Below are 12,451 nucleotides of genomic sequence, written 5' to 3'. Positions count from 1 at the left end.
ATGAGCAACACCGACTTCGCCGTGGCCATCGAAGACCTGACGGTCTCCTTCGACGGCTTCAAGGCCATCGACAGCCTGACCCTCTATATCGACAAGAACGAGCTGCGCGTGATCATCGGCCCCAATGGCGCGGGCAAGACCACGCTGCTGGACCTGATCTGTGGCAAGACCAAGGCCAGCAGCGGCAGCATCAAATTCAGGAACGAGGAACTCACCGGGCTGGACGAGCACATTCGCGTGCGCCGCGGCATCGGCCGCAAGTTCCAGACACCCTCGATCTACGAAAACCTCTCCGTCTTCCAGAACCTCGAGGTTTCCTACCCCGCAGGTCGCTCGGTCTTCGGCGCCCTCGCCTTCAAACGCACCGACGAGGTCAAGGCGCGCGTGCAGGTAGTGGCTGAGGAGATTGGCCTGGCCGACGCCCTGGAGATGGAATCTGGCCTGCTCTCGCATGGTCAGAAGCAGTGGCTGGAGATCGGAATGCTGCTGATGCAGGAGCCCGAGCTACTGATGCTCGACGAGCCCATTGCCGGGATGAGCGCCCGCGAGCGCGAGCTGACAGCCGAGCTGCTCAAGCGCATCTGCAAAGGCCGCTCGGTGATCGTGATCGAGCACGACATGGAGTTCGTCAAGCAGATTGCGCACAAGGTCACCGTGATGCACCAGGGAAAGATCCTCGCCGAGGGCTCTATGGAGGCGGTGCAGGCTGACCCCAAAGTGATCGACGTCTACCTGGGCCACTGATTTCACCGGAGAACACACCATGCTCAAAGTCACCGACATGTACACGGCCTATGGCCAGAGCGAAGCGCTGCACGGCATCTCCTTCGAAGGACACAAGAACGAGACGGTTGCCATCATGGGCCGCAATGGCATGGGCAAGACCACGCTGTTCAAGAGCCTCATGGGTGTGCTGCCGCTGAAGTCCGGTCGCATCGAGGTCGCGGGTCAGGACGTCTCGAAAGACGAAAGCTACAAACGCGTCGCCAAGGGCATTGCCTACGTGCCTCAGGGTCGCATGATCTTCCCCACCCTCACGGTGGAGGAGAACATCCAGACCGGCCTGGAGAACTCCAGAACCAAGCAGATCCCGGACGAGATTTACGCGCTGTTCCCCGTGCTGTGGGACATGCGCCGGCGCAAGGGCGGCAACCTCTCGGGCGGGCAACAGCAGCAGCTGGCAATTGCCCGCGCTTTGGTGACCGACCCCAAGGTGCTGCTGCTCGACGAACCGACCGAAGGCATCCAGCCTTCCATCATCAAGGACATCGCCAAGGCGCTTAACGAGATCCGCAAGCTGCGCGAGATCACCATCGTTGTGTCCGAACAGGTGCTGTCCTTTGCCATGGACGTGGCCGACCGCCTGTTCGTCATCGAAGGCGGCCGCCTCGTGCACGAGACGCTGCGCGAGCAGACCGACGTCAACCGCATCAAGTCCTACCTCTCTGTCTGATCCATCCGTTTTCTTTCGTCCTCAAGGAGCATCGCCATGGCTGACACCCTCATCAAAGTTGATCTGACCCAACCCGCCCCGAGCAACCCGCTGGTGCACAACCGCTGGCACCCGGACATCCCGATTGCCGTGTGGGTCAAGCCAGGCGACGACTTCATCCTCGAGACCTACGACTGGACCGGCGGCTACATCAAAAACAACGACAGTGCGGACGACGTGCGCGACATCGACCTCACCACCGTGCATTACCTCTCAGGCCCAGTGGGCGTGCAGGGCGCAGAACCCGGCGACCTGCTGGTGGTGGACCTGCTGGACATCGGCGCCAGGGACGACAGCCAGTGGGGCTTCAACGGCTTTTTCAGCAAGCAGAACGGCGGCGGCTTCCTGACTGACCACTTCCCGCTGGCGCAGAAGTCGATCTGGGACTTCAACGGCATGTTCACCAAGAGCCGCCACGTGCCGGGCGTCGAGTACGCCGGCCTGATCCACCCGGGTCTGATCGGCTGCCTGCCCGACAAGAAGATGCTCGACGAGTGGAACAAGCGCGAGGCCGAACTGATCGCCACCGACCCCGACCGCGTGCCCGGCTTGGCCAACCCCCCCTTTGCGGCCACAGCGCACTGCGGCAAAGCCCAGGGCGACGTTGCCAACAGAGTGGCTGCCGAAGGCGCACGCACCGTGCCGCCTCGCGAGCACGGTGGCAACTGCGACATCAAGGACCTGTCGCGCGGCTCGCGCATCTTCTTCCCGGTCTATGTGGATGGCGGCGGCCTGAGCGTGGGCGACCTGCACTTCAGCCAGGGCGACGGTGAGATCACCTTCTGTGGTGCTATCGAGATGGCCGGCTGGGTCCACATGCGCGTCAACCTCATCAAGGGCGGCGTGGCCAAGTACGGCATCAAGAACCCGATCTTCAAGCCCAGCCCGATCACGCCGAACTACAAGGACTACCTGATCTTCGAAGGTGTCTCGGTCGACGAGCAAGGCAAGCAGCACTACCTGGACGTGACCGTGGCCTACCGCCAGGCCTGCCTGAACGCCATCGAATACCTGAAGAAGTTCGGCTACAGCGGCGCCCAGGCCTACTCCATCCTCGGCACAGCGCCGGTGCAGGGCCACATCAGCGGTGTGGTGGACGTGCCCAACGCCTGCGCCACGCTGTGGCTGCCAACGGAGATCTTCGACTTCGACATCAACCCCACGGCGGCCGGCCCGGTGAAGTTCATCGACGGCAGCGTGCAGATGCCAATCTCGCCCGACAAGAAGTAAGCCCCAGGAGCCCTGCATGCCCACCTATGACTACGCCTGTCCGGCCTGCGGCGGCTTCGAGGCGCTGCGCAGCCTGTCGCAGCGCGATGAGCCCTGCAGCTGCCCGGACTGCGGCACCGCTTCGACCCGCGTCTTCGTGGCCGCACCACGCCTGGCCTGCCTGAGCAGCGAGACGCGCCGCGCGCACGAGACCAACGAACGGGCATCGCATGCCCCGCGTTCCTCGCGCGATGGCTCGTACGGGCGGCTCAAGCACCCGGCAGGGTGTGGCTGTTGCTCGACCAGCGGCAAGCGTGGGGCCACCGTCACCGCCCCCAGTGGCGCCAAGACCTTTCCTTCGAAGCGGCCCTGGATGATCAGTCACTAAGGACTCACCCCCAGGCTGCGCAAAGGGCGTGTCGCTTCGCCACCCCCCTTGCAGGGGGCGGACACCTGTGGCCCGGCTGAGCCGGTTCCACGGTGTCCCTCCGATCTGGAGTGGCAAACGGCCGGCGCGTGCAGCACCTGTTTTTGTATAGATGAATCGGAGTCAACAACCATGATCCACGGCGATATTTCCAGCAGCAACGACACCGTCGGCGTTGCCGTCGTCAACTACAAGATGCCGCGCCTGCACACCAAGGCCGAAGTGCTGGCCAATGCGCGCAAGATCGCCGACATGGTGGTCGGCATGAAGCAGGGCCTGCCCGGCATGGACCTGGTGATCTTCCCCGAGTACAGCACCCACGGCATCATGTACGACGCCAAGGAGATGTACGACACCGCCGCTGCGGTGCCGGGCGAGGAGACCGCCATCTTTGCCGAGGCCTGCCGCAAGGCCAAGGTGTGGGGCGTGTTCTCGCTCACCGGCGAACGCCACGAAGAACACCCGAACAAGGCGCCCTACAACACGCTCATCCTGATGAACGACCAGGGCGAGATCGTGCAGAAGTACCGCAAGATCATGCCCTGGGTGCCGATCGAAGGCTGGTACCCGGGCAACTGCACCTACGTGAGCGAAGGCCCCAAGGGCCTGAAGGTCAGCCTCATCATCTGCGACGACGGCAACTACCCCGAGATCTGGCGCGACTGCGCCATGAAGGGCGCCGAACTCATCGTGCGCTGCCAGGGTTACATGTACCCGGCCAAAGACCAGCAGGTGCTGATGGCCAAGGCCATGGCCTGGGCCAACAACAGCTACGTGGCCGTGGCCAACGCCACCGGCTGGGATGGCGTCTACAGCTACTTCGGTCACAGCGCGCTCATCGGCTTCGACGGCCGCACGCTGGGTGAATGCGGGGAAGAGGAAATGGGCGTGCAGTACGCAGCGCTGTCCAAGAGCCTGATCCGCGACTTCCGCAAGAACGGCCAGAGCGAGAACCACCTGTTCAAGCTGCTGCACCGCGGCTATACCGGCAAGATCAATTCCGGCGAAAGCGGGGATGACGCCAAGGGGGTTGCCGCCTGCCCGTATGAGTTCTACGGCAAGTGGATCAGCGACCCCGAAGGCACACGCAAGCAGGTCGAGTCGTTCACGCGCTCCACCGTCGGCACGGCCGAATGCCCGATCGACGGCATCCCGAACGAGGCCCCCAGCCACCGTTGAGTCGCTACCGCCGGCCCGGCACCCGAGCCGGCATGTCCCCAGTTGTCCCGAGGCTGCACCGTGTCTGCTCCTGCCCCTGTCTCCGATCCGCTCGCGGCCTACCGCATCACCGAAGCGCCCTACTACCGCCCGTGCAGTGGCGAGGTGGCGCTGTACCAGCACGCCTACGCGCACCGCCTGCCGCTCATCCTCAAGGGGCCGACCGGCTGCGGCAAGACACGCTTCGTGGAGTACATGGCCTGGAAGCTCGGCCGCCCGCTGGTGACACTGGCCTGCAACGAGGACATGACGGCGGCCGACCTGGTGGGCCGCTGGCTGCTCGACGCCGACGGCACGCGCTGGCACGACGGGCCGCTCACGCTGGCGGCGCGCCATGGCGCGATCTGCTACCTCGACGAGGTGGTGGAGGCGCGCCAGGACACCACGGTGGTCATCCACCCGCTGACCGACGCGCGCCGCATGCTGCCGCTGGACCGCAAGGGCGAGCTGGTGCACGCCCACCCGGACTTCCAGCTGGTGGTCTCCTACAACCCGGGCTACCAGAGCCGCAGCAAGGACATGAAACACTCCACGCGCCAACGCTTCGCCGCGCTGGAGTTCGACTACCCCGACGCCGCGGTGGAAACCGAGATCGTGGCGCACGAGGCCGGCATCGATGCCGCGCTGGCCGCGCAGCTGGTCGGCGTGGCGCAGGGCTCGCGCGCGCTGCGCCAGCAGGGCCTGGACGAAGGTATCTCCACCCGCATGCTCATCTACGCCGGCATCCTGATCCGCGACGGCGTGGCCCCGCGCGACAGCTGCGAGATGACGCTGACGCGCGCGCTGACCGACGACCCGGACCTGCTGGCCGCGTTGCGCCAGCTCGTGGATGCCCACTTCCCCTGAGCCGCGATGTGCCGCGCCGACGCTGACACGCCCACCCTCGCCGCGCTGGGCCTGCTGCTCGGCGCCCTGAGCCGGCGCACGCTCACGCTGCAAACACTGGCCGGCGCCTCCCCGTCGCCGTCCACGGCCCCGCGTGCCGTGCTCAGTGTCACGCACCTGCTGCTGCCGGCGGCGGTCATGCAGGATGCCACGCTGGCACGCGCGGCCATTGCCCACGCAGCGGCGCACCTGCTGTATTCGTCACAGGCCCAGTCTGCGGGCACGCTCAAGCCACTGGGCCTGGCCGTGGCGTCAATGGTCGAGGATGCGCGCGTTGAAGCGCTGTTGATGCAGCGCCTGCCCGGCGTGCGCCGCTGGTTCCTGCAGGCCCAGCCGGCGCACGACCCGCACGGGCTGGACGTGCCCAGCCTGCTGGCCCGCCTGGGCCGCGCGCTGCTCGACGGCCACTACGCCGACGGCAACCACTGGGTGCACAAGGGCCGCACGCTGTTTGCCGCCACCCGCCATGACCACGGTCTGGCGGACCACACCGCCTTCCGGCGCCTGGCCTCCATCCTCGCCAACGACCTGGGCCAGATGCGCGTGCGGCTAGACCCGCAGCAGTGCGTGGTGCCGGCCGCCTACCGCGACGACCATAGCTACCTCTGGCAACACGGCGCCACGGCCGACGACACCACCGAAGCGCTGCAGGTACCCGCCGCGCCACCCCGGCCCGCCGACGCGTCAGCAGCCGACACTCCGCCGACCGATGCCGAAGAACAACCCATCGACGAGGGCATCTGCCACCTCTACCCGGAATGGGACTACCGCCTGCAGCGCGAACGCACCGACTGGTGCACCGTGCGCGAGGTCGTGCCCCCGGCCGCAACACTTCACGGCTTGCCGCCCGCAGCCGAGCCCGCCACGCCCTGGCGCAGCCGGCGCCGTCTGAGCCGCAACCAGCGCCTGCGCCGGCAGTGGGAAGGTGAGGACCTCGATCTCGACGCCGCCATCGATGTGCAGGTGCAGCGGCGCCTGGCGCTGGCTCCCGATGGGCGGCTGTTCGTGCGCCCCGGCATCGAGGCGCCGCGCTGCAGCGTGCTGGTGTTGCTCGACCTGTCGGCCTCCACCGGCGACGTTGCCGCCGGCAGCACGCAGCCCTTGCTGGCCGTCGAGCAGCAGGCAGCGCTGCTGCTGGCGCGTGCCGCCCAGGCCGGGCACGACCGCATCGCCATCCACGGCTTTGCCTCCAACACCCGCGCTGCGGTGCAATACCTGCGGCTGCTGGACTTCGGCACGCCGCTGGATGCGGCGCACACCCAGCGCATCCTGGGCACCCGCGCTGCCGGGTCCACCCGCATCGGCGCTGCGCTGCGCCATGCCACGCGCTGCCTGCTGGCCGAGCCCGCCGGCCCGCGCGCCATCGTGCTCATCACCGACGGCGCACCGTCGGACATCGACGTGTTCGATGCCCGCTACCTGACCGAAGATGCCCGCGCCGCCGTGCTGGCCGCGCGGCGCCTGGGCGTGCAGTGCCATGGCCTGGTGGTCGACCCCGGGGCTGACGCCTACGTACGCCGCATCTTCGGCTGGCGTAACTACCGCGTGGCCGAGACCACCGCCCAGTTGCCGCGCCAGTTGGGCGAACTCTACGACCGACTGGCAGCACGCTGAGCCCCGGCCATTAACCCACCTCGTCTTGCACTCCAACATGGTGCACAGCACCACTGTGGTGCACGCTGGCGTGCGCACCAAGCACGGGCGTGGCCGCGGCCTCGCCATCCCGTGGGCGCCCTGGCGGCCACAAGAAGGCGGCACGGCAATTGCATGAACGAGCGCCATGGAACCGCCCCCGCGTTCGGCCTGCCTTGACAGCCGCGCGGTCTGATGTGGAAGCGAAGCAATATGGAACTGACTCCCCGCGAAAAAGACAAGCTGCTGATCTTCACCGCCGCCCTGCTGGCAGAGCGCCGCAAGGCCCGGGGGCTGAAGCTCAACTACCCCGAGGCCGTGGCTCTGATCAGCGCCGCCGTGATGGAAGGCGCACGCGACGGCAAGACCGTGGCGCAGCTCATGAGCGAAGGCCGCACCGTGCTGACCCGCGCGGACGTGATGGAGGGCATCGCCGAGATGATTCCGGACATCCAGGTCGAGGCGACGTTTCCCGATGGCACCAAGCTGGTCACCGTACACCAGCCGATCGTCTGACGCACTCTGCTGTCGCCGTCTGCCCCCTTTTTTGGAGATTCACCCATGCTTTCCCCCCGCACCAAATCCGCTCTTATTCTGATAGCTGCCAGCGCTTTATCCATGAGCGCTAGCGCCCATACAGGCGTAGAAGCGCACAGCCACAGCGGTTTCATCAGCGGCTTTGTGCACCCCCTGTTCGGGCTGGACCACCTGGCTGCCATGGTGGCCGTGGGCCTGTGGAGCGCCCTGGCCGCCCGCAGCGCCGGGCGCGACCTGCTATGGGGCCCCGCGGGCTTTGCGGCCATGCTGCTGGTGGGCGCCGTGCTGGGGCTGCAGGGCGTGGCGCTGCCTGCGGTGGAGCCGATGATTGCCGCGTCGCTGCTGGTCACCGGTCTGCTCGTCGTGTCGCGCCTGCGCGTGCCCGGGCTGGTGGCGGCACTGGGTGTGGGCGTGTTTGCCGTCTTCCACGGCGTGGCCCATGGCTATGAGCTGGCAGGCAGCGACAGCGCCTGGTGGACCCTGGCAGGCATGCTCACGGCTACCGTGCTGCTGCACAGCGCAGGCCTGGCGGCGGGCTGGGCGCTGCGCCACCGCCATGTGTGGCTGGCCCGCGCTGCAGGTGCTGGCGTGGCTGCGTTCGGTGGCGCGCTGCTGGCGCAGATGGCCTGAGCCTTCCCTTCCAAGGAGCCTTCATGATCCCCGGCGAACTCATCACCGAACCCGGCGAGCACGTGCTCAACGCGGGCCGCCGCACCCTCACGCTGGTGGTGCGCAACACGGGCGACCGGCCCATCCAGGTCGGCTCGCACTACCACTTTGCCGAAACGAACAACGCCCTGGGCTTTGACCGCGCCGCTGCACGCGGCATGCGGCTGAACATTGCATCCGGCACCGCCGTGCGCTTTGAGCCCGGCCAGGAGCGCACCGTAGACCTGGTGGACTACGCAGGCGAGCGCAAGGTGTATGGCTTTCAGGGCCTGACGCAGGGCGCGCTCTGAAACATTGAAACAAATCAGCCTCTAGCGCTTATTGGATAAGCGTAGGCAGCTATCAAAACCATAGTAGACCGTTCTAGCGGAGCACCCCCATGGCAACCATTGGACGACGCGCCTATGCCGAAATGTTCGGCCCCACCGTGGGCGACCGGCTGCGCCTGGCCGACACCGAACTGATCCTCGAAGTCGAGGCCGACTACACCCTGCGTGCAGGCAGCTACGGCGAAGAGGTGAAGTTTGGCGGCGGCAAGACCATCCGCGACGGCATGGCCCAAAGCCAGCGCACCAATGCCGGTGGCGCGGTCGATACGGTGCTGACCAACGCCCTGGTGGTGGACCACACCGGCATCTTCAAGGCCGACGTTGGTCTCAAAGCGGGCCGCATCGCGGCCATTGGCAAGGCGGGCAACCCCGACACGCAGCCCGGCGTGGACATCATCATCGGCCCCGGCACCGAGGTCATCAGCTGCGAGGGCAACATCGTCACCGCAGGCGGCATCGACAGCCACATCCACTACATCTGCCCGCAGCAGATCGAGGAAGCCCTGGCCAGCGGCGTGACCACCATGCTGGGCGGCGGCACCGGCCCCGCCACGGGCACGCTGGCCACCACCTGCACGTCCGGCCCCTTCAACATGGAGCGCATGCTGCAATCAGCCGACGCCTTCCCCATGAACCTGGGCTTCCTCGGCAAGGGCAACGCCAGCCTGCCCGATGCGCTGCACGAGCAGATCAACGCCGGGGCCATTGGCCTCAAGCTGCACGAAGACTGGGGCACCACGCCCTCGGCCATCAGCAACTGCCTGGACGTGGCGGACGAGACCGACACGCAAGTCGCCATCCACTCTGACACGCTCAACGAATCCGGCTTTGTGGAGAACACCATCGCCGCCGTGGCCGGTCGTGGCATTTGCGCCTTCCACACCGAAGGCGCGGGCGGCGGGCACGCACCCGACATCCTGCGCGTGGTGGGTGAGGACAACTTTTTGCCCAGCTCCACCAACCCCACCATGCCCTACACGCACAACACGCTGGACGAGCACGTGGACATGCTCATGGTCTGCCACCACCTCGATGCCAGCATTGCGGAGGACCTGGCCTTTGCCGAAAGCCGTATCCGCAAAGAGACCATCGCCGCCGAAGACATCCTGCACGACCTGGGCGCCATCAGCATGATGAGCAGCGACAGCCAGGCCATGGGCCGCGTGGGCGAGGTCATCCTGCGCACCTGGCAAACCGCGCACAAGATGAAGGTGCAGCGCGGCAGCTTGCAAGGTGACACGGTCCGCAACGACAACACGCGCATCAAGCGCTACGTGGCCAAGTACACCATCAACCCCGCCATTGCCCACGGCATCGCTCACGAGGTGGGCTCGCTCGAAGTGGGCAAGTGGGCCGACATCGTGATATGGAAGCCTGCGTTCTTCGGCGTCAAACCCGCGCTCATCCTGAAGGGCGGCTTGATCGCCATGGCCGCCATGGGCGACCCCAATGCCTCCATCCCCACGCCCCAGCCCGTGCACTACCGGCCCATGTTCGGCGCGTTTGGCGGGGCCATTGCCAAGACCTCGCTCACCTTTGTGTCGCAAGCGGGGCTGACCGCAGGCATTGGCGAGCGCTTTGGCCTGCGCAAGACGCTCAGCGCGGTGCGCAATATCCGTGGCGTGCGCAAGCAGCACATGGTGCACAACAGCTACGCCCCCAAGATGGAGGTGGACGCGCAGACCTACACCGTGCGCGCCGACGGCCAGCTGCTCACCTGCGAGCCCGCCACGGTGCTGCCCATGGCGCAGCGGTACTTTTTGTTCTGAGCAACGCAGGCCGCCCACGCACCGCACATGCCGGGGCCACAATGCGCGTTTTGTTGATTGCCTGTTGCGACGGAAACCCATGCTCCAAGTCTCCAAACTTCTCCCCCAGGGCCAAGGTCTTGCGCCCGTCCTGCTCAAGCGCGCCACCACCGTCGAACTCGACTGGGACGTGCGCCAGAAAAGCCGCTTTGCCGCCACCGACTCGGCCGGGCGCGAACTCGGCATCTTCCTGCCACGCGGCACGCTGGTGCGCGGCGGCGATGTGCTGGTGGCCGAAGACGGCTCCATGGTCCGCGTGATTGCAGCGCCCCAGCCGGTGCTGGTCATTACCCACTGCCAACACCACGGTACGCCGTTCGACCTGACCCGCGCCGCCTACCACCTGGGCAACCGCCATGTGCCCATCGAGCTGCAGCCCGACCACCTCAAAATCGAACCCGACCATGTGCTGGCCGACATGCTGCGCGCGATGCACCTGATCGTGACGGAGCAGAACATGGCGTTTGAGCCCGAAGGCGGTGCTTATGCAGCAGGGCATGGTGGTGGACACAGCCATGGGGGGCATGGACATGGCGACGATCATCACCACGGTCACGGCCAGGGCCACTCACATGACCATGACCATGACCATGACCATACCCACGATCATGGACATACCCACGAACACAGCCATGCAGCTGCGCCCGCCACAGCCCCGGCCCGTGGGCGCACCGTGTCCATCCCCGTAGTGGCCCAGGGGCATGTGCACGGCCCCGACTGCAACCACGACCACTGACCCCCCGCTCCATGCGCCTGGACCGCCCCACGCCTCTGCCTGCCGCCAGCTTCTTGCAGCTGATGTGGCTGGCCTCGCCCGCGCTGCCCGTGGGTGGGTTCTCTTACTCCGAAGGGCTGGAAAGCGCCATTGAAAACGCAGGCCTCGCCAGCGAAGCCGCCGTGGGCGACTGGCTGCTGGACCAGCTCCACATCACCCAGGCGCGCGGCGACATGGCCCTCATCGCCAAGGCCGTGGGCGCTTGGCGGCGCGGCGACATGGGGCATGTGAAAGAACTCAACGACTGGGTGCTGCACACCCGCGAAACCAGCGAGCTGCGCCTGCAGACCGAGCAAATGGGCCGGTCCATGGCCGACTGGCTGCGCAACCAATACCAGGGCGATGAGGCCCTGATGCCCGCCGTGCGCGACCTTGCCGCCCTGCCGCCCACCTACCCCGTGGCCTTCGCACTGGCCGCATCGCCCACCCAGGCCAGCGTGCGCGAGGTGCTGCTGGCCTACGCCTTTGGCTGGGCCGAGAACATGGTGCAGGCCGCACTCAAATCCATGCAACTGGGCCAAAGCGCAGGCCAGCGCATCCTGGCCCGGCTGGCTGCGGCCATCCCGCTGGCCGCAGACCACGCCGCCAGCCTGATGGACAGCGAGCGCCAGGCGTTTTCGCCCATGCTGGCCATTCTGAGCGCCCAGCACGAAGTGCAATATTCAAGACTTTTTCGCTCCTAGCGCAAGCAGGACAAGCGCAATTAGCTATCCATTTAATAGCAAATGATGCCATCACCCACACCATGACCACTGCACTGCACCACATCCCCCACCGCACCAAAAACCTGCCCCCCCTGCGCGTAGGCATCGGCGGCCCCGTAGGCTCCGGCAAAACCACGCTGCTGGAGATGCTGTGCAAGGCCATGCGCGATGACTACGATCTCATCGCCATCACCAACGACATCTACACCAAGGAAGACCAGCGTCTGCTCACGGTGAGCGGCGCCCTGCCCGCCGACCGCATCCTGGGCGTGGAAACCGGCGGCTGCCCCCACACCGCCATCCGCGAGGATTGCTCCATCAACCTCGAAGCAATCGACCGCATGCTGGGCGAGTTCCCCAACGCCGACATCGTGTTTGTGGAAAGCGGCGGCGACAACCTGGCAGCCACCTTCAGCCCCGAGCTGAGCGACCTCACCATCTACGTCATCGACGTGGCTGCTGGCGAAAAAATCCCCCGCAAGGGCGGCCCCGGCATCACCAAGAGCGACCTGTTCGTCATCAACAAGACCGACCTGGCCCCCCACGTGGGCGCCAACCTGGAGGTGATGCGCGCCGACACCGAGCGCATGCGCAAGACAGCGCAAGGCCTCAAGCCCTTCGTGATGACCAACCTCAAGACACAGTCTGGCCTGGACGAGGTCGTGAGATTTATCGAGAAGAGCGGCTTGCTCAAGGCCTGAGTGCATCGCTCACGGTGGACACCAGCACGTGGGCTGCTGAACACCGGGGCTTTGCTCCACAGAGA

General features: G+C 66.3%; 14 protein-coding genes. All 14 read left to right on the top strand.

Annotated features, from left to right (window positions below):
• Entirely contained in the window at positions 1-744 is a 744-nt protein-coding gene (gene urtD, locus PQV96_RS03715; RefSeq protein WP_273624652.1) for an urea ABC transporter ATP-binding protein UrtD, read from the top strand.
• Between the two features lie 19 nt (positions 745-763).
• Complete coding sequence (gene urtE, locus PQV96_RS03710) at positions 764-1,453, top strand: urea ABC transporter ATP-binding subunit UrtE (RefSeq protein ID WP_044397000.1); 690 nt, start codon at positions 764-766, stop codon at positions 1,451-1,453.
• A gap of 36 nt (positions 1,454-1,489) precedes the next feature.
• On the top strand, positions 1,490-2,722 hold the full coding sequence (fmdA, locus tag PQV96_RS03705; RefSeq protein WP_207374898.1) for a formamidase: 1,233 nt from the start codon (positions 1,490-1,492) through the stop codon (positions 2,720-2,722).
• Between the two features lie 16 nt (positions 2,723-2,738).
• Complete coding sequence (locus tag PQV96_RS03700) at positions 2,739-3,089, top strand: FmdB family zinc ribbon protein (RefSeq protein WP_273624649.1); 351 nt, start codon at positions 2,739-2,741, stop codon at positions 3,087-3,089.
• A 171-nt stretch (positions 3,090-3,260) separates the two neighbouring features.
• Entirely contained in the window at positions 3,261-4,307 is a 1,047-nt protein-coding gene (locus tag PQV96_RS03695; protein WP_054254879.1) for an aliphatic amidase, read from the top strand.
• A 60-nt stretch (positions 4,308-4,367) separates the two neighbouring features.
• Positions 4,368-5,192 carry a CbbQ/NirQ/NorQ/GpvN family protein gene (locus PQV96_RS03690; RefSeq protein ID WP_273624643.1) on the top strand — a complete coding sequence of 275 codons (825 nt, stop codon included), beginning with the start codon at positions 4,368-4,370 and terminating at the stop codon, positions 5,190-5,192.
• A gap of 6 nt (positions 5,193-5,198) precedes the next feature.
• A complete protein-coding gene (locus PQV96_RS03685) occupies positions 5,199-6,845 on the top strand; it encodes a nitric oxide reductase activation protein NorD (RefSeq protein ID WP_273624641.1) in 1,647 nt (548 codons plus the stop codon).
• Between the two features lie 231 nt (positions 6,846-7,076).
• The gene (locus PQV96_RS03680) at positions 7,077-7,379 is read left to right on the top strand and encodes an urease subunit gamma (RefSeq protein ID WP_044397060.1); all 303 of its coding nucleotides are present in this window, start codon (positions 7,077-7,079) and stop codon (positions 7,377-7,379) included.
• A gap of 45 nt (positions 7,380-7,424) precedes the next feature.
• Positions 7,425-8,030, top strand: a complete 606-nt coding sequence (locus tag PQV96_RS03675) for a HupE/UreJ family protein (RefSeq protein WP_273624638.1) — start codon at positions 7,425-7,427, stop codon at positions 8,028-8,030.
• A gap of 23 nt (positions 8,031-8,053) precedes the next feature.
• On the top strand, positions 8,054-8,359 hold the full coding sequence (locus PQV96_RS03670) for an urease subunit beta (RefSeq protein WP_207374895.1): 306 nt from the start codon (positions 8,054-8,056) through the stop codon (positions 8,357-8,359).
• Between the two features lie 89 nt (positions 8,360-8,448).
• Positions 8,449-10,167 (top strand): urease subunit alpha, encoded by a 1,719-nt coding sequence (gene ureC / locus PQV96_RS03665; RefSeq protein WP_273624635.1) that lies wholly within the window; start codon positions 8,449-8,451, stop codon positions 10,165-10,167.
• Between the two features lie 79 nt (positions 10,168-10,246).
• Entirely contained in the window at positions 10,247-10,942 is a 696-nt protein-coding gene (gene ureE / locus PQV96_RS03660; protein ID WP_273624633.1) for an urease accessory protein UreE, read from the top strand.
• A gap of 11 nt (positions 10,943-10,953) precedes the next feature.
• Positions 10,954-11,664, top strand: coding sequence for an urease accessory protein UreF (locus tag PQV96_RS03655; protein ID WP_207374892.1), 711 nt, complete (start codon positions 10,954-10,956; stop codon positions 11,662-11,664).
• A 62-nt stretch (positions 11,665-11,726) separates the two neighbouring features.
• Positions 11,727-12,386, top strand: a complete 660-nt coding sequence (gene ureG / locus PQV96_RS03650; protein ID WP_273624630.1) for an urease accessory protein UreG — start codon at positions 11,727-11,729, stop codon at positions 12,384-12,386.
• Positions 12,387-12,451: the final 65 nt, after the last annotated feature.

Origin of the sequence: Acidovorax temperans, assembly GCF_028596105.1 — a bacterium.
Lineage (GTDB): Bacteria > Pseudomonadota > Gammaproteobacteria > Burkholderiales > Burkholderiaceae_C > Acidovorax > Acidovorax temperans.
This window is presented reverse-complemented; position numbering and strand designations above follow the sequence as displayed.

Excerpts from the sequence above, each read along its gene's own strand:
- urtD (WP_273624652.1), top strand. The coding sequence starts at position 1 with ATGAGCAACACCGACTTCGCCGTGGCCATCGAAGACCTGACGGTCTCC.
- urtE (WP_044397000.1), top strand. The coding sequence starts at position 764 with ATGCTCAAAGTCACCGACATGTACACGGCCTATGGCCAGAGCGAAGCG.
- fmdA (WP_207374898.1), top strand. The coding sequence starts at position 1,490 with ATGGCTGACACCCTCATCAAAGTTGATCTGACCCAACCCGCCCCGAGC.
- PQV96_RS03700 (WP_273624649.1), top strand. The coding sequence starts at position 2,739 with ATGCCCACCTATGACTACGCCTGTCCGGCCTGCGGCGGCTTCGAGGCG.
- PQV96_RS03695 (WP_054254879.1), top strand. The coding sequence starts at position 3,261 with ATGATCCACGGCGATATTTCCAGCAGCAACGACACCGTCGGCGTTGCC.
- PQV96_RS03685 (WP_273624641.1), top strand. The coding sequence starts at position 5,199 with ATGTGCCGCGCCGACGCTGACACGCCCACCCTCGCCGCGCTGGGCCTG.
- PQV96_RS03680 (WP_044397060.1), top strand. The coding sequence starts at position 7,077 with ATGGAACTGACTCCCCGCGAAAAAGACAAGCTGCTGATCTTCACCGCC.
- PQV96_RS03675 (WP_273624638.1), top strand. The coding sequence starts at position 7,425 with ATGCTTTCCCCCCGCACCAAATCCGCTCTTATTCTGATAGCTGCCAGC.
- PQV96_RS03670 (WP_207374895.1), top strand. The coding sequence starts at position 8,054 with ATGATCCCCGGCGAACTCATCACCGAACCCGGCGAGCACGTGCTCAAC.
- ureC (WP_273624635.1), top strand. The coding sequence starts at position 8,449 with ATGGCAACCATTGGACGACGCGCCTATGCCGAAATGTTCGGCCCCACC.
- ureE (WP_273624633.1), top strand. The coding sequence starts at position 10,247 with ATGCTCCAAGTCTCCAAACTTCTCCCCCAGGGCCAAGGTCTTGCGCCC.
- PQV96_RS03655 (WP_207374892.1), top strand. The coding sequence starts at position 10,954 with ATGCGCCTGGACCGCCCCACGCCTCTGCCTGCCGCCAGCTTCTTGCAG.
- ureG (WP_273624630.1), top strand. The coding sequence starts at position 11,727 with ATGACCACTGCACTGCACCACATCCCCCACCGCACCAAAAACCTGCCC.